Annotated in this window: 14 protein-coding genes and 4 rRNA genes; 9 read left to right on the top strand and 9 right to left on the bottom strand. The window is 65.8% G+C overall.

Annotated features, from left to right (window positions below; genetic code table 11):
* Positions 1–22: 22 nt before the first annotated feature.
* Positions 23–139 (top strand): 5S ribosomal RNA (gene rrf / locus ACTWLI_RS06920).
* Positions 140–838: 699 nt separating this feature from the next.
* Here the strand turns inward: rrf (ACTWLI_RS06920) and ACTWLI_RS06925 are convergent.
* Positions 839–3292, bottom strand: a complete 2454-nt coding sequence (locus tag ACTWLI_RS06925; protein ID WP_445155899.1) for an HAD-IC family P-type ATPase — start codon at positions 3290–3292, stop codon at positions 839–841.
* Between the two features lie 676 nt (positions 3293–3968).
* Between ACTWLI_RS06925 and ACTWLI_RS06930 the strand changes: the two genes are divergently transcribed.
* From ACTWLI_RS06930 to ACTWLI_RS06955, 6 genes are all read left to right on the top strand, one after another.
* A 16S ribosomal RNA gene (locus tag ACTWLI_RS06930) occupies positions 3969–5492 on the top strand.
* Between the two features lie 541 nt (positions 5493–6033).
* Positions 6034–9158 (top strand): 23S ribosomal RNA (locus ACTWLI_RS06935).
* Positions 9159–9368: 210 nt separating this feature from the next.
* Positions 9369–9485: ribosomal RNA gene (rrf, locus tag ACTWLI_RS06940) — 5S ribosomal RNA — on the top strand.
* The 16S, 23S and 5S rRNA genes sit together here, the layout of an rRNA operon.
* 275 nt (positions 9486–9760) lie before the next feature.
* Positions 9761–10048, top strand: coding sequence for an HU family DNA-binding protein (locus ACTWLI_RS06945; RefSeq protein WP_011776355.1), 288 nt, complete (start codon positions 9761–9763; stop codon positions 10046–10048).
* Between the two features lie 112 nt (positions 10049–10160).
* Entirely contained in the window at positions 10161–12305 is a 2145-nt protein-coding gene (locus ACTWLI_RS06950; RefSeq protein WP_445155900.1) for a cytochrome c oxidase assembly protein, read from the top strand.
* Complete coding sequence (locus tag ACTWLI_RS06955) at positions 12305–14275, top strand: NHL domain-containing thioredoxin family protein (RefSeq protein ID WP_445155901.1); 1971 nt, start codon at positions 12305–12307, stop codon at positions 14273–14275. Before ACTWLI_RS06950 ends, ACTWLI_RS06955 begins: the two co-directional genes overlap by 1 nt.
* An 85-nt stretch (positions 14276–14360) precedes the next feature.
* On the opposite strand, the gene ACTWLI_RS06960 is transcribed toward ACTWLI_RS06955, so the two are convergent.
* The 4 genes from ACTWLI_RS06960 to ACTWLI_RS06975 all read right to left on the bottom strand — a co-directional run bounded on the left by ACTWLI_RS06960 (position 14361) and on the right by ACTWLI_RS06975 (position 18872).
* The gene (locus ACTWLI_RS06960) at positions 14361–15353 is read right to left on the bottom strand and encodes a hypothetical protein (RefSeq protein ID WP_445155902.1); all 993 of its coding nucleotides are present in this window, start codon (positions 15351–15353) and stop codon (positions 14361–14363) included.
* Between the two features lie 140 nt (positions 15354–15493).
* Positions 15494–17176 carry a helicase HerA-like domain-containing protein gene (locus tag ACTWLI_RS06965; protein ID WP_445155903.1) on the bottom strand — a complete coding sequence of 561 codons (1683 nt, stop codon included), beginning with the start codon at positions 17174–17176 and terminating at the stop codon, positions 15494–15496.
* Positions 17177–17248: 72 nt separating this feature from the next.
* Positions 17249–17950, bottom strand: coding sequence for a type 1 glutamine amidotransferase domain-containing protein (locus ACTWLI_RS06970; RefSeq protein ID WP_445155904.1), 702 nt, complete (start codon positions 17948–17950; stop codon positions 17249–17251).
* Positions 17951–18002: 52 nt separating this feature from the next.
* Positions 18003–18872 (bottom strand): aldo/keto reductase, encoded by an 870-nt coding sequence (locus ACTWLI_RS06975; protein WP_445155905.1) that lies wholly within the window; start codon positions 18870–18872, stop codon positions 18003–18005.
* A 168-nt stretch (positions 18873–19040) separates the two neighbouring features.
* Between ACTWLI_RS06975 and ACTWLI_RS06980 the strand changes: the two genes are divergently transcribed.
* On the top strand, positions 19041–20030 hold the full coding sequence (locus ACTWLI_RS06980; RefSeq protein WP_445155906.1) for an LLM class flavin-dependent oxidoreductase: 990 nt from the start codon (positions 19041–19043) through the stop codon (positions 20028–20030).
* Between the two features lie 24 nt (positions 20031–20054).
* On the opposite strand, the gene ACTWLI_RS06985 is transcribed toward ACTWLI_RS06980, so the two are convergent.
* Complete coding sequence (locus tag ACTWLI_RS06985; RefSeq protein WP_445155907.1) at positions 20055–21092, bottom strand: GmrSD restriction endonuclease domain-containing protein; 1038 nt, start codon at positions 21090–21092, stop codon at positions 20055–20057.
* A 283-nt stretch (positions 21093–21375) separates the two neighbouring features.
* Between ACTWLI_RS06985 and ACTWLI_RS06990 the strand changes: the two genes are divergently transcribed.
* Positions 21376–23625, top strand: a complete 2250-nt coding sequence (locus tag ACTWLI_RS06990) for a galactose-binding domain-containing protein (RefSeq protein ID WP_445155908.1) — start codon at positions 21376–21378, stop codon at positions 23623–23625.
* Positions 23626–23687: 62 nt separating this feature from the next.
* Here the strand turns inward: ACTWLI_RS06990 and ACTWLI_RS06995 are convergent, their stop codons facing one another.
* From ACTWLI_RS06995 to ACTWLI_RS07005, 3 genes are all read right to left on the bottom strand, one after another.
* On the bottom strand, positions 23688–24614 hold the full coding sequence (locus ACTWLI_RS06995) for an AEC family transporter (RefSeq protein WP_445155909.1): 927 nt from the start codon (positions 24612–24614) through the stop codon (positions 23688–23690).
* 133 nt (positions 24615–24747) lie between these two features.
* Positions 24748–25176 carry an aspartate 1-decarboxylase gene (gene panD / locus ACTWLI_RS07000; protein ID WP_445155910.1) on the bottom strand — a complete coding sequence of 143 codons (429 nt, stop codon included), beginning with the start codon at positions 25174–25176 and terminating at the stop codon, positions 24748–24750.
* Positions 25177–25245: 69 nt separating this feature from the next.
* Complete coding sequence (locus ACTWLI_RS07005; RefSeq protein WP_445155911.1) at positions 25246–26154, bottom strand: LysR substrate-binding domain-containing protein; 909 nt, start codon at positions 26152–26154, stop codon at positions 25246–25248.
* Between the last annotated feature and the right edge of the window lie 81 nt (positions 26155–26235).

Consider the following 26235-nt stretch of genomic DNA (forward strand, 5'->3'; position numbering starts at 1 on the left):
AGGGTGGGTCGGGTAACAGGGTTACGGCGGTCATAGCGTGGGGGAAACGCCCGGTCCCATTCCGAACCCGGAAGCTAAGACCCACAGCGCCGATGGTACTGCACCCGGGAGGGTGTGGGAGAGTAGGTCACCGCCGGAACATCATTCAGGTCGAGAGCCTCCAACCACCAGGTTGGAGGCTCTCCCACTTTAACCACCCATAACCGGAACCAGGACCCTCCCTCACAACCGGCACCCAAACCCACGGACGCTCCCTCACAAGCGGCCGGCATGACGAGAACCCTCCCCCACCTCGGGTGGAGCGGACGGGGCTTCCGGGGGCTACTACGCGAAACGGAAGCTCTCCAAGGCCAACAAGCACGCCTACAACGTTGCCCGGCCCGCAAGCTGTAGGAGCGCAGCGCCGGGATGGTGGCACAGGACTCCGACAGGCTAGGCACGCACGCCTGGTCTTCACTTGCGCGGCCAGTTCCATAGGCCGCGCATGCCCCGTTGAGCAGTCCGTGAGGGCGCCCACCAAGGACTCGGTCGCGACGCTCCCGCCCAGTTACTACGCCGGGCAGCCGAGCGAGTCCGCGCCAACCCGGGGATTACCGAAGGAACCAAGGCCGCGAAGCAGCGGTAACTGGGCTGGAGCGTCCGCACGAGGCCGCCGGGTGTCAAGAGGCGAGGGTTGCCGGAGGCGAGGGAGCGTCCGCTGGGAGGGCGCCGGACGTGAGGGAGCGTCGGGTCGGAGGGCGCCGGACGTGAGGGAGCGTCGGGTGGGAACGCGCCAAAGATGAGGAAGCGTCGGGGCGGAGGGCGCCGGACGTGAGGGAGCGTCGGGTGGGAACGGACGTTAGCGGGGGAACTTTCGCCGGTGCCACCAGGCCAGAACTTCGATGGCCAGGCCGCCGCCGGCACCCGCCAGTAGGGCGGCGGTCATCAGGCCCGCGGGGGGCCAGCCGATCAGGAAGAAGTCCTGGGCGAGGGGCAGGTTGTAAAGAACGATCAGGGCCGCGAACATCGCCGCCAGGACGGCAGCCCTTCCCGAGGTGAGGGGCCGGGATACGACGGCTAGGATCCAGAGGCCCACAACCGACAGCGTGAGCACGGCCGCGGAGCGGAGCTCCCCCGCCCCCGCCGGCCCGTCCAGTGCCGCAGCGGCAGTCAACACCAAGAGGCTTGCGGCGACGATCAGCCCGGCCGGCAGCGAGAACGAGAGTGAGCGCCGCAGGAAGCCGGCGCGGTACCGCCGGGCGTTGGGCATGAGGGCGAGGAAGAAGGCGGGGATGCCGATCGTCAGGCCGTCCGTAAACGAGAGCTGGCGGGGCAGGAAGGGAAACGGCCACTGCAGCAGCCCGAAGGTTACGGCGATGGCGATGGAATAGGCCGTCTTGCTCAGGAAGAGGCCGGATACCCGCTCGATATTCGCAATGACGCGCCGGCCTTCGGCCAGCACCTCGGGCAGCCGGTCAAAGCGGCCGTCCAGCAGGACCAGGCGCGCCACAGCTTTGGTGGCCGGGGCGGCGGAGTCCATGGCGATGCCAAGGTCCGCCGTCTTCAGGGCCAAGGCATCGTTGACCCCGTCTCCGGTCATGGCCACGGTGTGCCCGCGCCGCTGGAGGGCGGCCACCATGTCCTTCTTTTGCTCCGGGGTGACCCGGCCGAAGACGGTGTGCCGGGCCATGGTCTCTTCCAGTTCCGTGGGATCCACGGGGAGCTGGCGGGCGTCGAAACCGTCGGATATTTCGAGGCCGACATGCCGCGCGATGGCCGCCACGGTTCGGGGGTCGTCGCCGGAGATGATCTTCAGCTCGACGCCCTCGGCGCGGAAGAAGTCCAGCGTTTCCCGCGCGTCGGGACGGGCCTGCTCGCGGAAAGTCAGCAGGGCCACGGGCTGCAGCCTTCGGGGAAGCGCCGGATCCTCGCCGGACGCGGATAGCCCGTCAGCTGAGGCCGCGAGGAGCAGCGTGCGCAGCCCGGACCGCGCCAGCTCCCCGGCCTGATCCAGCACCTGCTCGGGCGCCGGCTCCGCCTCCAGGCAGGCCGCCGGCGGGGCCTGGCCCGACCTTAGTGCCGGCGAATTTCCGCCGGCACCGCCGCCTTGGCGGGCCGCGGCACCCAGAACCATCTCCGGGGCGCCGAGGATCCAGGTCGGCGTCGATCCGCTCCCGCCGCCGAAGCTGACCCCGCTCCACTTCCGGGAGGAAGAAAACGGAATGTAGGACACGGACTGGGATCCGCCGTCGTCCTCAAAGGCTGCGGCCAGGCTCCGGGCAGTGGCGTTCGCCTCCGGTTCGGTGGCGAACCAGCCCAGCGCCTGCTGCCAGCCCGGAGCCGGTGCGGGCGTCAGCTGATGGACGCCCTCGAAGCGGAGGCCGCCCTCGGTCAGGGTCCCGGTCTTGTCCATGCAGAGGACGTCGACGCGCGCCAGACCTTCCACCGCGGCGAGCTCCTGGATCAAGACCTTATGGCCGGCCAGCCGGAGCCCGCCGACGGCGAAGGCGACGCTGGTCAAAAGGACAAGGCCCAGGGGGACCATGGCAATCACACTGGCGATCACGCCGACGGCGGCGGCCGTCCACGTTCCCGTCGTGACGGCCGCGTGCCAGCCACCCCGGGCCTGGATTTCGCCGTTGATCACCACCGCCGCGACCGGCAGGATGGCCCAGGCGATCCAGCGCAGCACACGGTTGAGGCTGTTGCGGATCTCGGAGTTGACGAGCGAGAACCTCCGCGCATCCGCCGTGAGACGGCTCGCGAATGATTCGGCGCCGACCCGCACTACCCTCGCCTTGCCATGCCCGGCCACAATGATGGACCCCGAAAGCACCTCGGCGCCGGCGTTCTTGGCCACCGGATCCGACTCTCCCGTGAGCAGGGACTCGTCGGCCTCCAGTCCCGACTCCTCCAGGACCGACGCGTCCGCCGTGACCTGGTCGCCGGCGCGCAGCACCAGGATGTCGTCGCGGACGACGTCGGCGGTTGCGATCTCCCGGATGCTCCCGTCCCGGAGCACCCGGGCCCGCGGCGCGTCCAGGACCGCCAGGCGGTCCAGAGAGCGTTTGGCCCGGAATTCCTGCACGACGCCGATCACCGCGTTTCCTGCGGCGGCAAGTCCGAAGAGCGCATCCTGCCAGCGGCCCAGGAACAGAAGGACCAAGAAGCTCGAGCCGACGATTGCGTTGAAGAGGGTGAGGACGTTGGCGCGGAAGATCTGCCACAGGCTTCTGCTCGTCTTGTCCGGAGCGCGGTTGTCCAGCCCGCTTTGAAGGCGTGCAGCGACATCGTCTTCGGAGAGCCCGTTCACTGCCGGCCCGGAGACACGGCGATGAAGCGGGAGTGGGATGCGGTGCCGCTGGTGTGCCCTCACGCCTCCGATGGTATCCGCGCCGGGGAAGAAAGGTGACGGACGATACAGCTGTATGTGCGGGCGCTTAGCCAGGGGCGGATGCGCGGCGAGGGCGCCGCTGCCGCGGGCTGGCGCGGTTTTCTGCGCGGCCGGAGCCCGTCCACGGCGGTCCGGTGGAGGGTTTGCAGTCGGGACCGTCTGGGTGTATTGTTTTCTAAGTCGCCGCGAGGGAGACCAGCCGAAAGCTGGAGTACCGGAGGCGGCCAAACCCCCAAAAACAATTCAAACCAAGGTTCCCGCGACCCTTCAGTTGCAGGAAATTATGGTGAGGCTGGTTCGTCTCCGGATTTAGGTCCGCAAGAATGAATTTGCTTCAGAATAAGTTTTCGGGTAAGTTTGAAAAGTTGCTCCGGAGCGAGCCGGGACCCTTGAGGGGTTGTGGTGGTGCCGGGTGTGTCTGTTGTTTGAGAACTCAATAGTGTGCCAAGTTTGTTGATACCAATTGTTTTATTGATTGGTTGTTTTGGCTGTGTTGTCCACCCCCGTGGATGGCATGGTTTTTACAGCTGGTTTCAAATTTTGTGCAGCCTTCTTTCCCCGTTTTCCCGGGGTTGTTGGTTGTGTCTGTTTGTTTTCAACGGAGAGTTTGATCCTGGCTCAGGATGAACGCTGGCGGCGTGCTTAACACATGCAAGTCGAACGATGATCCGGTGCTTGCACCGGGGATTAGTGGCGAACGGGTGAGTAACACGTGAGTAACCTGCCCTTAACTCTGGGATAAGCCTGGGAAACTGGGTCTAATACCGGATATGACTCCTCATCGCATGGTGGGGGGTGGAAAGCTTTTGTGGTTTTGGATGGACTCGCGGCCTATCAGCTTGTTGGTGAGGTAATGGCTCACCAAGGCGACGACGGGTAGCCGGCCTGAGAGGGTGACCGGCCACACTGGGACTGAGACACGGCCCAGACTCCTACGGGAGGCAGCAGTGGGGAATATTGCACAATGGGCGGAAGCCTGATGCAGCGACGCCGCGTGAGGGATGACGGCCTTCGGGTTGTAAACCTCTTTCAGTAGGGAAGAAGCGAAAGTGACGGTACCTGCAGAAGAAGCGCCGGCTAACTACGTGCCAGCAGCCGCGGTAATACGTAGGGCGCAAGCGTTATCCGGAATTATTGGGCGTAAAGAGCTCGTAGGCGGTTTGTCGCGTCTGCCGTGAAAGTCCGGGGCTCAACTCCGGATCTGCGGTGGGTACGGGCAGACTAGAGTGATGTAGGGGAGACTGGAATTCCTGGTGTAGCGGTGAAATGCGCAGATATCAGGAGGAACACCGATGGCGAAGGCAGGTCTCTGGGCATTAACTGACGCTGAGGAGCGAAAGCATGGGGAGCGAACAGGATTAGATACCCTGGTAGTCCATGCCGTAAACGTTGGGCACTAGGTGTGGGGGACATTCCACGTTTTCCGCGCCGTAGCTAACGCATTAAGTGCCCCGCCTGGGGAGTACGGCCGCAAGGCTAAAACTCAAAGGAATTGACGGGGGCCCGCACAAGCGGCGGAGCATGCGGATTAATTCGATGCAACGCGAAGAACCTTACCAAGGCTTGACATGAACCGGTAAGACCTGGAAACAGGTCCCCCACTTGTGGCCGGTTTACAGGTGGTGCATGGTTGTCGTCAGCTCGTGTCGTGAGATGTTGGGTTAAGTCCCGCAACGAGCGCAACCCTCGTTCCATGTTGCCAGCGCGTTATGGCGGGGACTCATGGGAGACTGCCGGGGTCAACTCGGAGGAAGGTGGGGACGACGTCAAATCATCATGCCCCTTATGTCTTGGGCTTCACGCATGCTACAATGGCCGGTACAAAGGGTTGCGATACTGTGAGGTGGAGCTAATCCCAAAAAGCCGGTCTCAGTTCGGATTGGGGTCTGCAACTCGACCCCATGAAGTCGGAGTCGCTAGTAATCGCAGATCAGCAACGCTGCGGTGAATACGTTCCCGGGCCTTGTACACACCGCCCGTCAAGTCACGAAAGTTGGTAACACCCGAAGCCGGTGGCCTAACCCCTTGTGGGAGGGAGCTGTCGAAGGTGGGACTGGCGATTGGGACTAAGTCGTAACAAGGTAGCCGTACCGGAAGGTGCGGCTGGATCACCTCCTTTCTAAGGAGCACCTACAACAACCCCGCCAAGCCTGTGTTTGTGTGGTGGTGTTGTCAGGAGTAACGCCCGTTGCGCAGACGCAAGTTCTGCGGCGGGTGCTCACGGGTGGAATATCAGCAAATAGCGGCCGCCGGATTTTCTGCCGGCACCCAGTACGGACACGTACCGCTCCTTTTGGGGCGGGTGTCCTGGAACGGTGCGGGCGTGTGAATGGGTGGTTTCGTGTTTGGCACACTGTTGGGTCCTGAGACAACAGGACCATGGCCTGTGCTTTTCTTTCCCTCGGGGAAGGGGGTGCGGGGTGTGGGGCTTGTGTTTCTGGTTTCCCGGCTGCGACGCGTCGCGCACTGGTTGGTTCCCTTGGGGGCCTGGTGTGTGGGGTGTGTGGTACGGGGTTGTTGTTTGAGAACTACATAGTGGACGCGAGCATCTTTTATAAGAAGCAATTTCCAAGATATATGAACCTGGATCTGGTTCCACACCCGTTTGGGGTGTGGGGTTGGTTTCCATGGTTTTCTCGAAATTACTCCTTGATCTTTGTGGTCAAGTTTTTAAGAGCACACGGTGGATGCCTTGGCATTAGGAGCCGAAGAAGGACGTAGGAATCTGCGATAAGCCTGGGGGAGTCGATAACCGGACTGTGATCCCAGGGTGTCCGAATGGGGAAACCCCGCCAGACGCGCGAGTGATCTGGTGACCCGCATCTGAACACATAGGGTGCGTGGAGGGAACGCGGGGAAGTGAAACATCTCAGTACCCGCAGGAAGAGAAAACAATAGTGATTCCGTTAGTAGTGGCGAGCGAACGCGGATCAGGCTAAACCGTTCCATGTGTGATAGCCGGCGGGCGTTGCATGGTCGGGGTTGTGGGACTTTCCGTTCCAGTTCTGCCGGACTGGTGAGGTGAGTGCGTGGGTATAGGTGAACGGTCTTGAAAGGCCGGCCAGAGAGGGTGTGAGCCCCGTAACCGTAATGCTGTCACGCCGCCTGGGAAGTATCCCAAGTAGCACGGGGCCCGAGAAATCCCGTGCGAATCTGTCAGGACCACCTGATAAGCCTAAATACTCCCTAATGACCGATAGCGGACCAGTACCGTGAGGGAAAGGTGAAAAGTACCCCGGGAGGGGAGTGAAACAGTACCTGAAACCGTGTGCTTACAATCCGTCGGAGCAGCCTTGTAGTTGTGACGGCGTGCCTTTTGAAGAATGAGCCTGCGAGTTAGTGTTACGTCGCGAGGTTAACCCGTGTGGGGAAGCCGTAGCGAAAGCGAGTCTGAACAGGGCGTTGCAGTGGCGTGATCTAGACCCGAAGCGAAGTGATCTACCCATGGCCAGGTTGAAGCGACGGTAAGACGTCGTGGAGGACCGAACCCACTTCAGTTGAAAATGGAGGGGATGAGCTGTGGGTAGGGGTGAAAGGCCAATCAAACTTCGTGATAGCTGGTTCTCCCCGAAATGCATTTAGGTGCAGCGTTGCGTGTTTCTTACCGGAGGTAGAGCTACTGGATGGCTAATGGGCCCTACAAGGTTACTGACGTCAGCCAAACTCCGAATGCCGGTAAGTGAGAGCGCAGCAGTGAGACTGTGGGGGATAAGCTTCATAGTCGAGAGGGAAACAGCCCAGACCACCAACTAAGGCCCCTAAGCGTGTGCTAAGTGGGAAAGGATGTGGAGTTGCGAAGACAACCAGGAGGTTGGCTTAGAAGCAGCCATCCTTAAAAGAGTGCGTAATAGCTCACTGGTCAAGTGATTCCGCGCCGACAATGTAGCGGGGCTCAAGTACACCGCCGAAGTTGTGGCATTCACATTTTATCCAAGCCTTCGTGGTTCAGGAGTGTGGATGGGTAGGGGAGCGTCGTGTGGGCAGTGAAGTCGCGGTGGAAACCAGCGGTGGAGCCTACACGAGTGAGAATGCAGGCATGAGTAGCGAAAGACGGGTGAGAAACCCGTCCGCCGAATGATCAAGGGTTCCAGGGTCAAGCTAATCTGCCCTGGGTAAGTCGGGACCTAAGGCGAGGCCGACAGGCGTAGTCGATGGACAACGGGTTGATATTCCCGTACCGGCGAAAAACCGCCCATGCTGAACAGGGGATACTAACCGCCCGAGACCTGCCCGACACCCCTTGTGGGTGAAGGGTTTTGGTGGAGCGCGGGACCTGATCCTGGGAGGCAAGCGTATTAACAGGTGTGACGCAGGAAGGTAGCCGGGCCGGGCGATGGTTGCCCCGGTCTAAGGATGTAGGGCGAACGGTAGGCAAATCCGCCGTTCATGAAGCCTGAGACCCGATGGGACCCCCGTACGGGGGGATCCGGTGATCCTATGCTGCCGAGAAAAGCATCGACGCGAGGTTTTAGCCGCCCGTACCCCAAACCGACACAGGTGATCAGGTAGAGAATACTAAGGCGATCGAGAGAATTATGGTTAAGGAACTCGGCAAAATGCCCCCGTAACTTCGGGAGAAGGGGGGCCCCTATCGTGATGGACACACGCTGTCCGGAGCGTGCAGGGGCCGCAGAGACCAGGGGGAAGCGACTGTTTACTAAAAACACAGGTCCGTGCGAAGTCGCAAGACGATGTATACGGACTGACTCCTGCCCGGTGCTGGAAGGTTAAGAGGACCGGTTAGCCGCAAGGCGAAGCTGAGAATTTAAGCCCCAGTAAACGGCGGTGGTAACTATAACCATCCTAAGGTAGCGAAATTCCTTGTCGGGTAAGTTCCGACCTGCACGAATGGAGTAACGACTTCCCCGCTGTCTCAACCATAAACTCGGCGAAATTGCAGTACGAGTAAAGATGCTCGTTACGCGCAGCAGGACGGAAAGACCCCGAGACCTTTACTATAGTTTGGTATTGGTGTTCGGAGTGGCTTGTGTAGGATAGGTGGGAGACGTTGAAACCCGGACGCCAGTCCGGGTGGAGTCATCGTTGAAATACCACTCTGGTCACTTTGGACATCTAACTTCGGCCCGTAATCCGGGTCAGGGACAGTGCCTGATGGGTAGTTTAACTGGGGCGGTTGCCTCCTAAAAAGTAACGGAGGCGCCCAAAGGTTCCCTCAGCCTGGTTGGCAATCAGGTGTCGAGTGTAAGTGCACAAGGGAGCTTGACTGTGAGAGAGACATCTCGAGCAGGGACGAAAGTCGGGACTAGTGATCCGGCGGTACATTGTGGAATGGCCGTCGCTCAACGGATAAAAGGTACCTCGGGGATAACAGGCTGATCTTGCCCAAGAGTCCATATCGACGGCATGGTTTGGCACCTCGATGTCGGCTCGTCGCATCCTGGGGCTGGAGTAGGTCCCAAGGGTTGGGCTGTTCGCCCATTAAAGCGGTACGCGAGCTGGGTTTAGAACGTCGTGAGACAGTTCGGTCCCTATCCGCTGCGCGCGCAGGAAATTTGAGAAGGGCTGTCCTTAGTACGAGAGGACCGGGACGGACGAACCTCTGGTGTGTCAGTTGTACTGCCAAGTGCACCGCTGATTAGCTACGTTCGGATGGGATAACCGCTGAAAGCATCTAAGCGGGAAGCTCGCTTCGAGATGAGATTTCCATACACCTTGTGTGTGAGAGGCCCCCAGCCAGACCACTGGGTTGATAGGCCGGATGTGGAAGCGAGGACTAACGACTCGTGAAGCTGACCGGTACTAATAGGCCGATAACTTACACCACACCTTCCCTCCGTGAACCGTTCCTTCAAAAGAGGTTCACACCAGGAGAGAAGAAAAGAGAACAAGACTGCTTGCGTCCACTATGTGGTTCCCAACCAACAAACCCGCCACGGGCACGTTGCAAGGAACCAAAACAACTGAATACAACACCACATGTTGTAACCACACAGATTTCCCACCACCCCCAACAGGGTGGGTCGGGTAACAGGGTTACGGCGGTCATAGCGTGGGGGAAACGCCCGGTCCCATTCCGAACCCGGAAGCTAAGACCCACAGCGCCGATGGTACTGCACCCGGGAGGGTGTGGGAGAGTAGGTCACCGCCGGAACATCATTCAGGTCGAGAGCCTCCAACCACCAGGTTGGAGGCTCTCCCACTTTAACCACCAGGAACCACCCGGCAGCCCTAACGGAGCGCCGAGAGCTACCGGGTTGGCCGATTATGGGCAGCTGAAGCCTCTGAACCCGTGATTTTCCCGAAAAAACAGCGAAAACACGCGGAATTTGCCCCCTCGGCGGCGCCAAGCTGGTAAGTTTTCGGGGAGTGGTCTGCACGCACGCCGCGTGCAGGCTTCAGAGATTAGAACCGTCCAGGAGGACATAAATGGCTAAGAACCGTAGTGAACTTGTTGCAGAGGTAGCTGGCAAGGCCGGCACCAGCCAGGCAGCCGTCAACTCCGTGCTCGACGCACTGTTCGAGGTTTTCGAGACCTCTGTCGCCGCGGGCGAAAAGATCACCATCCCGGGTTGGCTCGCCGTCGAGCGCACCGACCGCGCGGCCCGCACCGGCCGCAACCCGCAGACCGGCGAGACCATCCAGATCGCAGCCGGCCACAGCGTCAAGCTGACCGCAGGCTCCAAGCTGAAGGCCGCCGTCGCCAAGAAGAAGTAGTCCTTCTTCTACCGCTTGAAAGGAGCGGCAACCCAGCCGGGTTGCCGCTCCTTTGCGTTAAGCGGCGGGGCCCGGATTCGGCCCGCGGGCGGGGGTAGCGGACAATGGAGGTGTGCCTTCTGCAGCAAAATCCCGAACCCCAGCAGCGCCCGCCCCCCGGGGAGCATCCGGCCCGGGCGCCGGCGTGCCGGCCATCAGCCGGCCGTGGCTCGCCGCGGGCCTCGGAGCAGTCCTCATCGGGCTGGTCGCGGCGCTGCTGTTTTCCGGTGCAGCCGGCGCCCGCGCGGTCTCTGATCCCGGCGCCCTGGTCCGGTGGGGCCTGCCCGTCAGCAAAGCCCTGCACAACATCTCTTTCGCCACCGTCGTCGGCGCGTTGATCTTCGCGGTCGGCATCCTGCCCCGGAACCTGTCGGGCCGGAGGGGCAGGAACACGGACGAGCCGGAGCACCCAGCCTTCACCCGGGCGCTGGCCATCGCGGCCGTTGCCGGGATCGGATGGACGCTTTCAGCCGTTGCCGTGCTGGTCCTGAGCTACTCGGACATTGCCGGGCAGGCGGTCGCGGGAGACCCGCAGTTCACCAGGTCCCTCGTCTACTTCATGACGGACATCGACACCGGCCGCGCCTGGCTGGCCGTCGTCATCATCGCGGCCGTCGTCACGACGGCGTTGTTCGGCGTCCGCGCGCCCGGGGCGCTGGCGTTGACGCTGGTGCTGGCCCTGGCTGGCCTAGTGCCGGTGGCGCTGATCGGCCACTCGGCCAGCTCCAACGACCACGAGGGCGCCATCAACTCGCTCGGCCTGCACCTGGTAGGGGTGTCGGTCTGGGTCGGCGGCATCATCGTCCTGGCCCTGCTGTCCGGCGTCCTGGCCGCCGGACCCGGCGACCGGGGGCGAAGCGATGCCACCGGCACCGCGCTGAGCCGTTTCTCTGCCCTGGCCGGCTTCGCGTTCGTGCTCGTGTTTGCCTCCGGCGTCATCAACGCCAGCATCAGGATTTCGAACTGGGCCGACCTCACCGGGTCCGCCTACGGCCAGCTGATTCTGGCCAAGACCGCGGCGGTCCTGATCCTGGGCGGGATCGGGCTGATGCACCGTCGCTGGATCATCCCGCAGCTCGACGGCAACGGAGGAAGCCTTTCGGCCCGCCGCGTCCTTTGGCAGCTGGTCCTCGCGGAACTGCTCATCATGGGGGCGACGTCGGGTATTGCTGTGGCGCTGGGCCGTTCGGCGCCGCCGCAACCGACGACCTTTGCCCCGGACGCGTCCCCGGCCTTCATTCTCTCCGGTTATGAGCTGCCTCCGGAGCTGACCCCGCAGCGCTGGCTGACGGAATGGCGGTTCGACTGGCTCTGGGTCGCCGTCGCGGCCATTGGGCTCGTGTCCTACATCCTGGGGATCCGGACGCTCCGCCGGCGGGGCGACTCATGGTCCTGGTTCCGCGCCGTGAACTGGGTGATCGGTCTGGTAATCCTGACATACATCACGTCCGGGCCGCCGTCGGTCTATGGCCGGGTACTGTTCTCGGCGCACATGGTGGACCACATGGCATTGACCATGGTGGCCCCGATCTTCCTGGTCCTGGGCGCGCCGGTCACGCTCGCACTGCGGGCGCTATCCGCGCGGCGCGACAGCTCGCGCGGGCCGCGGGAATGGCTGCTGATCTTCGTGCACTCAAAATTCTCCAAGCTCGTCACGCACCCGTTGTTCGCCGCGGCCAACTTCGCCGGCTCCATCATCCTCTTCTACTACTCCGACGCCTTCGGCTACGCCATGCGCGACCACGTGGGCCACGAACTGATGAACCTGCACTTCACGCTCACCGGCTACATCTTCGTGCTGACCATGATCGGGATCGACCCGCTGCCGCGCCGCGCGCCGTACCCGATGCGGCTGCTGCTCCTGCTGGCCACGATGGGCTTCCACGCCTTCTTCGGCGTCGCCATCATGGGCGGCTCCGGCCTGCTCGCGGCGGACTACTTCGGCAACCTCGGCCGGACCTGGGGCGACTCGGCCCTGCTGGACCAGCAGAAGGGCGGGGCCGTGGCGTGGGGGATCGGCGAGGTGCCCACCCTGCTCGTGGCAATCGGCGTCGCCGTCATGTGGTCACGTTCCGACGCGCGCGAGTCCAAGCGGACCGACCGGGCGGCGGACAGGAATAACGACGCGGATCTCACCGCTTACAACGATATGTTTGCCCAGCTCGCCGAACGCGACGCGAAGCTGGCAGAACGCAATTCAAAGCTGGAAGGACGCTGATGAGCGAAACCGTACGCACCCACCACCGGGTCAGGGCCTCCGAACTTGTGGGCCGGGGCTGGCTGAACACCGGCGGCAAGTCCCTGGACCTCGAATCCCTGCGCGGCAAGATCGTGCTGCTCGACTTCTGGACCTTCTGCTGCATCAACTGCCTCCACGTCCTGGACGAGCTGCGCCCGCTCGAGCAGCAGTACTCCGACGTCCTCGTGACCGTCGGGGTGCACTCGCCCAAGTTCGAGCACGAAGCCGACCCGGTGGCCCTCGCCGCCGCCGTCGAGCGCTACGAGATCCGCCACCCTGTCCTGGACGACCCGGAACTGGACACCTGGAAGGCCTACACGGCCCGGGCCTGGCCCACGCTCGTGGTGATCGACCCCGAGGGCTATATCGTGGCGCACCTGTCCGGTGAGGGCCACGCGGACGGCCTCGCGGTGCTCATCCCGGAGCTGATCGCCGAGCACGAGGCCAAGGGCACCCTGCACCGCGGGGACGGCCCCTACGTGGCCCCGGAGCCGACGTCGGGCACGCTGCGGTTCCCGGGCAAGGCCCTGTTCCTGCCCGCCGGCCGCGGCGGATCAGTGGCCGGCGGCGCGGACAGCGCCGGCTCCTGGCTGGTCACCGACACCGGCCACCACCGGGTCGTGCAGTTGTCGACCGACTTCGAAACCGTGCTGGCCACGTATGGTTCGGGCGAGAAGGGCCATGCCGACGGCGCGGCAGCCGACGTGCGCTTCAACGAGCCGCAGGGCCTGGTGCTGCTCCCCGAGGACGCGGCCGCGAAGGCCGGCTACGACGTCGTCATCGCCGACTCGGTCAACCACCGGCTCCGCGGCCTGTCGCTCGCCGACGGCAGCGTCAGGACGCTCGCCGGCAACGGCGTGCAGCGGCTGCTCGAAACCGGGCCCGCCCGTGTGGATGAGGAAGGCGCCGCGTACGGCAGCCGACTGGAAGCGGACCCGCTCCAGGTCTCACTGAGCTCCCCCTGGGACGTCGTCTGGTCCAGCAAGCTCAACGCCGTCGTGGTGGCCATGGCTGGCGTGCACCAGATCTTCAGCTTCGACCCGCTGTCCGGCGCCGTGAACATCATCGCCGGCAACGGCCTCGAGGGCCTGCTCGACGGGCCCGCCGCCGAGTCCTGGTTCGCCCAGTCCTCCGGGCTGGCCGAGGACGCGGACGGCAACGTCTGGGTCGCCGACTCGGAGACCTCCGCGCTGCGCAAACTCGTGATCGCCGACGACGGCGCCATCACCGTCGAGTCCGCCGTCGGCAAGGGACTGTTCGACTTCGGTTTCCGCGACGGCCCGGCAGCGGACGCCCGGCTGCAGCACCCGCTCGGCGTGACGGTGCTGCCCGACGGCTCGGTGGCGATCGCCGACACGTACAACGGCGCAGTCCGCCGTTACGACCCGGCCACCGGGACGGTGTCCACGCTGGCGCGGGGCCTGTCCGAACCCTCCGACGTGATCGTTGACCACACCCACGTTGCCGGTGCCGAGCCGCTGCTGGTCGTGGTGGAGGCGAACAAGCACCAGCTCGTGTACGTCCCGATCCCCAAGGAAGCGCAGCAGGTCGACGAAGGGGCATCCCAGACCCACCGGCCCAAGAGCCCGGTCGCTCCCGGGTTGATGTCCCTGACGGTGCGCTTCACGGCACCGACCGGGCAGAAGCTGGACGACCGCTGGGGCGATCCGACCCAGTTGAAGATCTCCTCCACCCCGCCCGAGCTGCTGGTGGCGGGCGGCGGGACCTCCGTCGGGCTGCTCCGCACCCTGGAGCTCGCCTCCGACGTCCCCGAGGGCGTCCTGCACATCACCGCCCGTGCGGCGGCCTGCGACGGCCCGGAGGACGCCGACGGCGAGATTCCGGACCACGCCGCGTGCCACCTGTACCAGCAGGACTGGGGCATCCCCGTGGTGCTGCAGGCCGACGGGGACAGTGAACTGGTCCTCGACCTGCGCGGCATGGACTAGGTTGCCGCCCGCCCGGAGGGCTGCCGTTCGTGTGCTGACGCCGCGACCGGCAGCCCTCCGGCGTTAAGGCCGGCCCGCGGGCGGGCTAGTAGTTGAGCTGGGGGGTGAGCTTCACCGTGTCGCCGGTGATGTCCAGGCGGGTGGTGAAGCTGAAGTCATGGACGGCGTTCAATTCCGTGACGGCGCCGGTGAACAGGTCCACCTGCCGTGCCTTGATCCTCGCTTTGCCGTCCAGCGGGGCGACAACCCAGCGGCCGCCGAAAGGCTCGATGCTGACCGCCGGATAGTCGGCGATGCTCCAGTCGATGGTGCCGTCCACGACCCGGTTGTTGGTGGCGTGGTAGAACGGGCACGCGGGCTGGAGTTGCTGCCGCTTGTCGGCCTGCTCGGCGCAGCCGTCCAGGAATTCCTTGACCTTGGCCGAGACGGCGTCCTTGAGGCCGTCGGTGGCCTGGGTCAACAGGTCCAGTGGTGCCGAGGGCATGTCCCGGCTGGTGACGGTGGCCTTGGTTGCGGGGGCTGCGAAGTACTGGTCGTCCAGGGATGCCTCGTATTCGCCGGGGTAGAACACAGCGAAGGTGTTACGCCCGTCGGGCATGTTCACCGGAACCCCGTTGAGGCTGGCCTGGCTGGAGTTCACCACGGTCACATCCACCACCGGCAGCGCGGCCGGCACGAAGGACCAATCGTGGAAGAAAAGCCACTGGGTTCCCGAGCTCTGCAAGAGGAACTCGGTGTGAAGCTGGTTCCCGTCGATGGTGTAATCGATCGGGACCATGACCTGGTTGCCGCCGCGGTCCTCGGCGTCGCCGAATTTCACGTCGGTGATCCGGGCAGTGGCTGTCTTCAGGGCCTCCCCGTCGAGCATGGCGGGGTTGCTCTGCGGCACCGAGGCATGCAACAGGCCCAGGGCCTTCTCGCCTTCACCCTTGCGCAGGGCGTCCAGATACTCGCGGACCGGCTGCTGCGGACTGGCAATGGAATTGTTGACCAGGTTAACCGCGACGACGGCGCCGGCCACGGCGAGCATCAGGCCCAGCAGCCACGCGGCTGCGATCCTGACCAACGCCTGACTCATTTGCACGTACCTTACGTTACCTGCCGGGTGGCCGAATGCCGGTCTCCCGGGGTTGCAGTGTGACGTGCACCATGACGGTCAGCCCGGGCGTCCGGGCGCTACCGCTTGCGCACTACCGCCTACCCGCTAGGGCCGGCGCGCTACCGCCTACGCCGCCTGGAGGAAGTGCCGAAGACCCCGCGGAGCAGCTCCCGGCCGATTTGGGTGCCCAGCGACCGTGCCATGCTCTTCAGGCCGCCGCCCAGGGCGCCGCCGAGCGCGCCGGCGAGGTCCCCGGCCATCCCGCCGGACTCCTGCGGCTGCGGTGCCCGGCGCTGCGGGGCGCGCGGAGGTTCGGGCGCCGCCGCGGGACGGCTGCTCGGCCGGCCCAGGATCTCTTCCTCGATCCGGCGGGCATCGGCGTCGACGCCGGCCTGGTCCTGGCCGCCGCCGTCCCGGGCGTCCCCGGCAGCGGGGCCGGTCGGCGCTGCGGTCTGGGCCGTGAGCTTCTCGTACGCGGAGACGTTGTCCACAGCAGTGCCGTACTTGGCGAGCAGGGCGGAGCCGGCCACTGTGCCGGCGACCAGCGAGTCTTCGCTCGGGCCCATTACGGACTCCGGGGCCCGGAGCCGGGTCAGGGCAACCGGGGTGGGAGCGCCCTTCTCGTTCATGACGGTGATGACGGCTTCGCCGATCCCGGCGGAGGTGAGCGTCTCCTCAAGGTCATAGTCGCTGATCGGGAACGTGGACACCGTGGCTTTGAGCGCCTTGGCGTCCTCGGGAGTGAACGCGCGCAGGGCGTGCTGGATCCGGTTGGCCAGCTGGCCCAGGACGTCGGCGGGGACGTCCTTGGGGGTTTGCGTCACGAAGAAGATGCCGACGCCCTTGGACCGGATGAGCCGGACCGTGGTGGTAATCGCCTCCAGGAACGCCTTGGATGCGTCGTTGAAGAGCAGGTGCGCCTCGTCGAGGAAGAAGACGAGCTTCGGCTTGTCCAGGTCGCCTGCCTCCGGCAGGTCCTCGAACAGGTCGGCCAGCAGCCACATCAGGAACGTGGAGAAAAGCATCGGCTTGGTCTGCAGCGTGGGCAGCTCCAGGCAGGTCACGACGCCGCGCCCGTCCGGGGCCGTCCGCAGCAGTTCGGCGGTATCGAACTCCGGTTCCCCGAAGAACTTCTCCATGCCCTGCGCCTCCAGGGTGATGAGCTCGCGGAGGATGACGCCGGCCGTCGACTTGGAGAGACCGCCCAGGTTGGCGAGTTCGTCCTTGCCCTCGTCGGAGGTCAGGAACTGGATGACCGCCCGCAGGTCCTTTAGGTCGATCAGTTCGAGGTTGTTCTTGTCCGCGAAGTGGAAGACCAGCTGCAGGCTGGATTCCTGTGTCTCGTTGAGTTCCATCACGCGGGACAGCAGGATGGGCCCGAAGGAAGTGATGGTTGACCGGACCGGGATGCCGGCGCCGTCGCCGCCCAGGGCCAGGAACTCCACCGGGAACGCCTTGCCGGACCAAGGCTGGCCGATGCTGTCAGTGCGGGCCTTCAGCTTCTCCGACCCGGCGGCTGCCGTCGCCAGGCCTGAAAGGTCGCCCTTGATGTCGGCGAGGAACACCGGCACCCCGGCGGTGGAGAGCTGTTCGGCCATCATGTGCAGGGTCACGGTCTTACCCGTGCCGGTCGCGCCGGCGACCAGGCCGTGCCGGTTCATCATCGCCAGCGGCAACCGGACGGGGGCATCCTTGTGGAGTTCGCCGTCGACGATCGCGGCTCCCAGCTCGATGGTGGGCCCCTCCAGTGTGTAGCCCTTCTGGATGGTGGCGACTTTATCTGCAGTGGTTTTGATGGCCATGGCGTTAGCTTAGCCGGGTCCGGGAGTCCGGACCCGGCTAAGGTCAGTCTTTATTTCGGCAGGGAAGCCGGGCTATCCGGCGAGGGCCGCGGCGACTTCCTTGGCCACGTCCGCGCTGGACTGCGGGTTCTGCCCCGTAATGAGGTTGCCGTCCCGGACCACGTTGGAGCTCCAGGCCGCGCCGTTTTCCACCGTGGCGCCCTTGGCCTTGAGCTCGTCCTCAACGAACCAGGGGGTGTTTTCCCCGGTGCCGCCGCCGAGTTCCTCCTCGTTGGTGAACACCGTCAGGCGGCGTCCCGCGAAGGCGAAGGTTCCGGCGTCGTCGACGGCGCTCAGCAGGCCGGCGGGACCGTGGCAGAAGGGGGCAATGACCTTGCCGGCCTTGTTGGCCTCGACCAGCAGCCGGCCGAGGTCGGCGTCCTGGAACAGGTCGGCCATCGGGCCGTGGCCGCCGGGCATTACGATCGCGTCGTAGCCGGAGAGGTCGACGTCGGCCAGCACCAGCGGGGCGGAGAGTTCGGCGTCGATGCCGGCGATGTACTCGCGGAAGCTGTCGGCGCGGTCCTGCCCGCCAGCCGACTCCGCGGCCAGGCTGACCTGGTCCACGGTCGGCTTGGCGCCGCCGGGGGTCGCGATGCTGACGCTGTGCCCGGCGTCCTTCAGGGTCTGGTGCGAGACCACGAGTTCCTCGGCCCAGTAGCCGGTGGGGTGCTTGCTGCCGTCGCGCATGGTGAGGGAATCGGCGGCCGATACGACCATCAGGATGTTAGCCATGGTGTGCTCCTGTTCTGCCGGCCACGGGGCCGGCGGGGATGGGGTGAGGGGTTCAGCGTGCGGCTTCGAGTTCGGTGTAAGTGGCATCGTCGAGGACGACGCCGCCGGCGGCCAGGTTTTCCTCGAGGTGCTTGACCGAGCCGGTGCCGGGGATGGGCATCATGACCGGGGACCGGCGGAGCAGCCAGGCGAGGGCCACCTGCGACGTGCTGGCGCCAAGGCGGGCGGCGGCCGTCTCCAGCGGGCCGCCCGGGCGGGCCAGTTCCCCCGCCGAGATCGGGGCCCAGGGGATAAAGCCGATGCCGTGTTCTTCGGCGTAGTTGAGGACATCCTCGGAGCTGCGGTCCGTCAGGTTGTACCGGTTCTGCACCGTCGAGACGGTGAAATACCGGCCGGCGAGCTCCAGGTCGGCAACGCTGACCTGGGACAGGCCGAGGGCCTTGACCTTGCCCTCTTTCTGCAGGTCGCGCAGCACGCTGAACTGCTCCTCCGGGTCGACCTTGGGGTCGATGCGGTGCAGCTGCAGCAGGTCCAGGGCGTCGACTTTGAGCTTGCGCAGGCTCAGCTCGGTCTGCTGCCGGAGGTACTCGGGCCGGCCCAGCGGCACCCATTCGTCCGGGCCGGTACGGGCGAAGCCGACCTTGGTGGCAATCTTCAGGCCCTCTTTATAAGGGTGCAGGGCTTCGGCGAGGATCTCCTCGCTGATGTTGGGCCCGTACGAGTCGGCGGTGTCGATGAAGTCGACGCCGAGCTCGACGGCGCGGCGGACGACGGCAATGGCGGCGTCGCGGTCGGCGGGTTCGCCCCAGACGCCGTCACCGACGATGCGCATGGCGCCAAAGCCCAGCCGGTGGACCGTTCCCAGATCCTTCAAGTCGATCGTCGCGGACTGATCCTGATGCTGCGGGTTGTCGTTGCTCATAGAATCCGCAACACAGTAAGGGTGCTGAGTATTCCGCCAGTGTGGCCACCGCAACGGAGATTGGCAGAAATAAGACGGGCACCGCCGTCGTTGCCACCTGTAGGCGCCCGACCGCACGACGGCCCCGCGCATCTCCCCACTTTTCCGCTACGAAAGGCCGGCTTTTCCGTGACTGTTCCGCTTTCCATCCTTGACCTGGCAATTATCGGCAAGGGCCAGACGGCGGCGGAAAGCTTCGCCGGCAGCGTGGCCATGGCGCAGCGCGCCGAGGAGCTGGGCTACCGGCGCATCTGGTACGCCGAGCACCACAACATGTCGAGCATTGCCTCTTCCGCGACCAGTGTGCTGATCGCCCACATCGCCGCCCACACCAAGACCATCCGGCTCGGGGCCGGCGGGGTGATGCTGCCCAACCACGCTCCGCTGACCATCGCCGAACAGTTCGGCACCCTGGAGACGCTGCACCCGGGACGGATCGACCTTGGCCTGGGCCGCGCGCCCGGCAGCGACCAGAACACCATGCGGGCCCTGCGCCGCGACCCGATGAGCGCAGACAGCTTCCCGCAGGATGTCCTGGAGCTGCAGGGCTACCTGACCGGCCCTACCCGCATTCCCGGCGTGGAAGCGACCCCGGGCAAGGGCACCAACGTCCCGCTCTACATTCTCGGCTCCTCGCTGTTCGGGGCGAAGCTCGCCGCCCAGCTGGGGCTGCCCTACGCGTTCGCCTCGCACTTCGCGCCCAGCGCGCTGCAGGACGCGGTGGCCCTTTACCGCCGCGAATTCCGGCCCTCCGCGCAGCTTGAGGCCCCGCATGTGATCGCCGGCGTCAACGTGATCGCCGCTGATTCCGCCGCCGACGCCCAGGCGATGTTCCAGGCCACCAAACGGGCCCGGGTCTCCTTGTTCTTCGGCAACGGCCGTGAGTTCAGCGACGACGAGGCGGATATGATCCTGGATTCACCGCAGGGCCAGCACATGGCGCAGATGATGCGGTACTCCGCCGTGGGCACGCCGGCCGCGGTACTGGACTATCTCGAGGAGTTCACGGCCCACGCCGACGCCGACGAACTGATCGTCGCGCACCAGAGCCCTGGCGTCGAGGAGCGGCTGCGCTCGGTCGAACTTCTCGCCGGCGTGGCGGAACTCGCCCCCGCCTGAGCCCCACGGACCCAGGGGGCCGGGTTACTCGCAGCCGACGCCGTCGCCGTCCCGGTCCAGCCGGCTGCTGTAGCCCGGCTGCCCCCGCCGGATCGGGGCGGCGCCCGCGGCCCGGACGGCGGCGCAGTTGGCGTAATACGCGGCGGCCGGGTCAGCGGCCACGGGGGCAGGGCGCGCCGGGACTACCGCAGCCGGGGGCGGCGGGACCGCGGCTGGCGCAGGCGCGGCGGCCGTCTTCGGCGCCGTCGGCCGCGGAGTGGGCCCGGCCGGGGTGGCCGGGCAGTTGCCCAGCACCCGTGCCATGGCGTCCCGCTCGGCGGACGTGACCCACAGCGCATATTTGGCCTTGACCGCGATCTGGCGGGCCAGGTACGTGCAGCGGAAGGCCTTGTTCGGCGGCAGCCAGGTGGCGGCATCGCCGTCGCTCTTTTGCATGTTGGCCGGCCCGTCCACGGCCAGCAGGTTCAACGGGTCGTTGGCGAAGGCCACGCGCCGGGCCGGGGCCAGCTGCTGCGCGCCTTTCTGCCAGGCGTCGCTGAGGGCCACCACGTGGTCGATCTGTACAGCGGTGCTGGTCGCCGCGCCCCGGACGAAGGCGATCGACGTGCCGGTGTACGGATCCGACAGGGTGCCGGAGAGGACCACACAGCCCTGGGTCCCGGGTTTGAGGGCGGCGGCCGTCAGATCCCGGCGCAGCATGTCGTTGCGGGTGTCACAGCCGTTGCGGTCGACGTCGGCCCAGGCCTGGCCGAACTGGTCCCGGGAGTAGCCGGTTTTAGGGGCCCGGCCCTTGACGGGGAGCGTTGAGAGCATTTTGAGGGCGGTGTGCGCAGCACCCGATTGTCCGGGTGGCGGCACCGTGGCCTTGGCGGCTTTGCCGGCCGCTGCGGTAGTCGCTGTTTTGGGCGCGGCCGGGATCGTGGCGGCCGTGGCGGTCGCGGGCGCGGCAGGTTTGCCGACTCCGGCGGCCGGCCCGGACCCGGCGCAGCCCGTCGAAGTGACCAGCAGGAGGCCAGCGAGGACGCAGGCGACCCAGCCGGCCGCGCCGCGGCGTGTATCCATCCTGCGCACTGCTTCCCCCGTTGCCGGCCTGCTTCCGCGGCCGATTTTGGCCTTTTCCAGCTTAGGGTCGGCCGGGGTTGTGGTCCGCGTGCCACGCCGCTGCCGCCCTGTGGCGATGCCGGCAGTCCGGGCCAGCGCCGTGCACGGCAGGCAGGGAAGGGATCAAAACCAGAGCCTCCGGGCCGTAGAAATTTCCCGGATCGCCCGGCACACTGGGATTTGATTGTCTCGACGGCCCTGCTGTCGCGGGTGGCTGGCTCAGGGCCGCCCGGCTGAATTCCCCATGCCCAAGTCGGACTACCGCGGACCCGAGGACCTCATGGCGCCTGATGCTGAGCAGCAAAAACCCACCCGACGACCCATGCGTCGTATCGCCCTGGCATCCGTTGCCGTCGTCGCGGCCGCGGGCATCTGGATCGGTTCGACCGTCGCGCTGCGGGGCGCCGAACCCGGGCCGTTGCCCCCGGTCGACGGGACAATCAGCATCGCCGTGGACAAACCCGTGAACTCGTTCGAGGGGCACCGCTCCATGGGCGTCGGCGTGGACGGCCTCGAGGAGAACGAAATCGACCGGGTCTGGACGCCTCGGAACGTCGAGGCCATGAAGTCCGCCGGCTTCGGCCCGGTGAGCTACCGGCTGCGGACCGAACTGGGCGTCAAGGCGTGGCACTGGAACCCGCGGGGAACCTGGAGCGAGGCCGGGAAGGAGCAGGGCTACTGGACCTCGTCGTCGGAGCCGGTGGAGGACTACCGCGTCTCCTATGGCTACCGCCTCCCGCGCCGGGGCAACACGATTGACCAGGGCAAGAACAGCGGCCATTCCCGGCTCAACGACGGCGATACCACGACTTTCTGGAAGAGCAACCCCTACCTGGACTCCCATTTCACCGGCCAACCGGACGGCCTCCATCCGCAGTGGATCATGGTCGAATTTCCGCACGCCGTCCCGGTGGACACCGTCCGCTTCGACTGGGGCACCCCGTACGCCACCGGCTTCAAAGTGCAGCGCTGGCAGGGCCGGGACGCGCGTTTTCCGGTCGACAACGGGACCTGGCAGGACTTCCCGCAGGCAGCGCACCGCGGCACCGGGGGGACCCAGTCTGTCCGGGTCGCCACCAAACCGGTCGACGTCCAGTACCTGCGCATCCTGCTCACCGCGGATTCGAACACGGCGCCGGCCGGGTCCAAGGACATCCGCGACCGGCTTGGGGTCGCGGTCCGGGAACTTTACGTCGGGCAGCAGCAGGGGGCCTCGTTCGTCGACCATGTCCGCCACCGCAGGTCGCACCGGCAGACGGTCATGTGGACGTCGTCGACCGATCCCTGGCACCGCAAGGAGGACCTGGACACGGACTACGAGCACGCCAGCTTCGAGCGGCTTTTCGCCAGCGGGATCACCAAGGATGAGCCCATGATGGTCCCGGTCCCGGCGCTTTACGGCACCCCCGAGGATGCTGCCGCCCTCGCCCGGTACCTGGGCAAGCGCGGCTTCCCGGTGCAGCGGGTCGAGGTCGGCGAGGAACCCGACGGGCAGCTTGCCCAGCCGGAGCACTATGGCGCCCTCTATCTGCAGATGGCGGCAGCCATGAAGACCGTCAACCCGGGCCTCGAATTCGGCGGTCCGGGTTACCAGACCACCCTGCCCGACTGGGTGCACTGGCCGGACGACAAGGGGGTCAGGTCCTGGACCGGGCGCTTCGTTTCCTACCTGCGGCAGCGGGACGCGATGGAGGATTTCGATTTCTTTTCCTTTGAGTGGTACCCGTTCGACGACGTGTGCGCCAACCCCGCCGGGACTCTGCCGCAGAACCCCGGGCTGCTGGCAGCGCTGCTTAAGCGCCAGGCGGACGCCGGGCTGCCGGCCGACGTTCCCAAAGTGATCACCGAATACGGCTACTCGTCCTTCGTCGGAGAGGTCGAGCTCGGGCTGCCCGGCGCCATCGTGAACGCGGAGACCTCCGCCATGTTCCTGGCCATGGGCGGGGAGAGCAGCTACTTCTACGGGATCGAGCCGAACTGGGTGTTCCAGGACGAAGTCGGGGAGAAATGTGACACCGCGGGCAACCTCATGCTGTTCCAGTTCTACGACGAATGGAAGATCCGCCCGATCGCAACCTTCCAGGCCGCCCGGCTGGTCAACCACCACTGGCTGGAGGCCGGCACCGGCGAGCACACCCTCTACAGCACCACCAGCGACCTGCACGATGCCAAAGGCCAGGCCCTCGTGACGGCCTATTCGGTCCGACGCCCGGACGGCAAGATCGCCGTGCTCCTGTTCAACAAGGATCCCGGCCGGACCGTGACCGTGCGTCTGATGCAGGACAGCAGCGGCAAGGCCCGTCCCCTGCGGGGACCGCTTGAGGTGGACCAGTACTCCCCGGAGCAGTACAAATGGAACCCGACCCACCGCAGGGGCAACGGCGGCCACCCGGAGCCCAACGACCCCCCGGTCAGCTTGACCGTGGATGCGGACAAGCACGCCACGCTCACGCTGCCGCCCTACAGCATCTCGGTCGCCCTCGCCCCGGGCTGAGCCGCCTGAGCCGGGCTCAGCCGGACTCGGCCGGGCTGACCAGGCCTGACCCGGGCCCGGGCTCAGGCCAGCAGCAGGGCTACCCCGATCAGGGCGGGGACGGCCACCACGGTGGTGATCAGGACGGTGTCCTTGGCGACGGTGAGCCCGGTCCGGTACCGGTTGGCCACCACGAACACGTTCTGTGCGGTCGGCAGCGCTGCGGTGACCACGACGGCGAAGAGCGCCTGGTCCTGCAGGCCCAGGGCAAAACGGGCAAAAAGGAACGCCAGTACGGGGTGGACGATGAGCTTGAATCCGCTGGCCAGCAGGGTGTCGGCCCGGCGGGCCGCCGATGCCTGCAAGGGCCGGGATCCGTTCAGGCTCATGCCGAAGGCAAGCAGCATCGCCGGGATCGCGGCGCCTCCGATGAGGTGGATGGGCTCCAGGACCAAGGCCGGGACCTGCCAGCCCGTCCCGGCCATCAGCAGCCCGAGTCCGGATCCCACGATCATGGGGTTCTTCAGGATCATCAGCACGAAGCTCAGGGGCGTCGTCCGGTGCGCGGTGGTGGTGGCGTCCAGGATCATCAGGAACAGGGGCGTGAAAAACGCCAGCTGGAAAATCAGCAGGGGAGCGACGTAGCTGGCGTCGCCCAGCACGAACACGGCGATCGGAATGCCGAGGTTTGCGGAATTGGCGAGCGAGGCGCTCATCGACGACACCAGGGCTTCGGGGAGCGGGCGCTGCAGCAGGAGCCTGACGATAGCGAAGTAGACCGCCGCCGTCGTCACCGCGCTCACCGCCGCTACCAGCAGCGGCGCCGCAAAGACGTCGCCGAGCCGGGCCTTGCTCAGCGTTTCGAAGAGCAGCGCGGGGCTTGCCACAAAAAAGGTCAGGGCACTCAGGACCGAGCGGGCGTTCTCGCCCAGGATATTGCGGCGGCCGATAAACATGCCGACCAGGATGATGGTCCAGACAACGAAGAAACCGGCCAGCACGCCTAGCACGCCGCGCCCCGGCGGTGCGGGTATTGCGGGCGGGGCGGTAGGAAGGTCACCGCCCCACAATAATCAGATTTATCCGCGGGGCCGGTATTCCGGTCCGCGGCACGTCATGAACCGGCGCGCGACGGCACGGGCCTCAGTTGAGCTCGGCGTTATTCAGGGCGTGGGGCGGCCGGAGCAGCCCGGCGGTGTGGCCTTCGGCGGGATCGTTGCCGATCTGGACGACCTTGTTGTCCTTGTCCACATGGACCACCTTGGGGGTGTAGGCCCGGGCCTCCTCCGTGGTCATCTGGGCGTAGGTGATGAGGATGACGACGTCGTTCTCATGCATCAGGTGGGCGGCCGCGCCGTTGATGCCGATGACGCCGGAGCCGCGCTCGCCGGCGATCGTGTAGGTCTCAAGCCGGGCGCCGTTGGTCACGTCCACGATGGCGACCAGTTCGCCCGGGAGGATGTCGGCTGCCTCGAGCAGGTCCAGGTCCACGGTGACCGAGCCGACATAGTGAAGGTCCGCGTGGGTGACCGTGGCGCGGTGGATTTTGGACTTGAACATTGTGCGATTCATAACGTTCCCAGTCTAGCCCCGGTCCCCGGCGGGCGCTGTGAGCCAGCGAACACCGGCCGGAGTGCTGCCTTAGACGGCCGGAGCGATCGAGGCGGCAGTCGCGGCAAGGGTCTCGCGCGCCGCAACGATGGCAGGACGGGCGGCACTGGAGCGTCGCACGGAGGTGAAGACGGTACGGTGCGGGTTGCCCGGCAGGTCGATCAACTGCGCCGTGGTGCCCCGGCCGGTCCAGACCAGGTCCGGCATCAGCGCGACGGCGTTGCCGGACTCGATCAGCCGGATCTGCGCCTGCAGGTCCGCGGTTTCGAACCGCACATCGGGTTCGAAACCGGCGCTGCGGCAGGCCTGTTCCGCCCAGTGCCGGGAGGCGGCGCCGCGCGGTTCCATCACCCACGGCATCCCCGCGGTGTCGGCAAGGGAGGCGACGGCAGCCCGGCCCGGCCCCGGCGGCGGAACGGCCAGCCGGATCGCGTCGCCTGTCAGGCGGATCCGGTCCAGCTCGGCATAGCGGGGAGCGGCGTGGCCCGGATACTGTTCGGCGATGACCAGGTCGAAGTCCCGTGCCCAGGTCTCATGGAGGGCGGTCTCGGGCTCGCGCTGGGTCATCTCGATCCGGACTTCCGGGTAGTTCGCCGACATCCGGGTCAGGGCGTCGGGCATCAGAGCCAGGGCCGCCGACTGGAAGACCGCGATCCGCACCGTGCCGGTCACCGTGGTCAGCGACGCTGCAAGGTCGGCCTCCGCCTGCTCCAGGGTCTCCAGCAGCTGTGCGGTGTGTGCCACAAGGACTTCCGCCTGCGGCGTGAGCTGCACCCGGCGTCCCGTTTTCCGCAGCAGTTCGACGCCGGCTTCCTTCTCCAGCAGGGCCAGCTGCTGGGAAACCGACGAGGGGCTGTACTGCAGGGCGTCGGCGACTTCCGCGAGGGTGCCGCGGATCTTGAGTTCGCGCAGCAGGCGCAGGCGCCGGACGTCAAGCATTCCCGTTCCTTTGTGAATTCTAATGCTTATTGTTTAGGAGAATTCACTTTATCTAATGGAATTGGGCTTGCATACTGATGT

This window comes from Arthrobacter sp. Hor0625, assembly GCF_052567525.1.

Excerpts from the sequence above, each read along its gene's own strand:
- ACTWLI_RS06955 (WP_445155901.1), top strand. The coding sequence starts at position 12,305 with ATGAGCGAAACCGTACGCACCCACCACCGGGTCAGGGCCTCCGAACTT.
- ACTWLI_RS06965 (WP_445155903.1), bottom strand. The coding sequence starts at position 17,176 with ATGGCCATCAAAACCACTGCAGATAAAGTCGCCACCATCCAGAAGGGC.
- ACTWLI_RS06990 (WP_445155908.1), top strand. The coding sequence starts at position 21,376 with ATGCCCAAGTCGGACTACCGCGGACCCGAGGACCTCATGGCGCCTGAT.
- ACTWLI_RS06970 (WP_445155904.1), bottom strand. The coding sequence starts at position 17,950 with ATGGCTAACATCCTGATGGTCGTATCGGCCGCCGATTCCCTCACCATG.
- ACTWLI_RS06960 (WP_445155902.1), bottom strand. The coding sequence starts at position 15,353 with ATGAGTCAGGCGTTGGTCAGGATCGCAGCCGCGTGGCTGCTGGGCCTG.
- panD (WP_445155910.1), bottom strand. The coding sequence starts at position 25,176 with ATGAATCGCACAATGTTCAAGTCCAAAATCCACCGCGCCACGGTCACC.
- ACTWLI_RS07005 (WP_445155911.1), bottom strand. The coding sequence starts at position 26,154 with ATGCTTGACGTCCGGCGCCTGCGCCTGCTGCGCGAACTCAAGATCCGC.
- ACTWLI_RS06985 (WP_445155907.1), bottom strand. The coding sequence starts at position 21,092 with ATGGATACACGCCGCGGCGCGGCCGGCTGGGTCGCCTGCGTCCTCGCT.
- ACTWLI_RS06945 (WP_011776355.1), top strand. The coding sequence starts at position 9,761 with ATGGCTAAGAACCGTAGTGAACTTGTTGCAGAGGTAGCTGGCAAGGCC.
- ACTWLI_RS06975 (WP_445155905.1), bottom strand. The coding sequence starts at position 18,872 with ATGAGCAACGACAACCCGCAGCATCAGGATCAGTCCGCGACGATCGAC.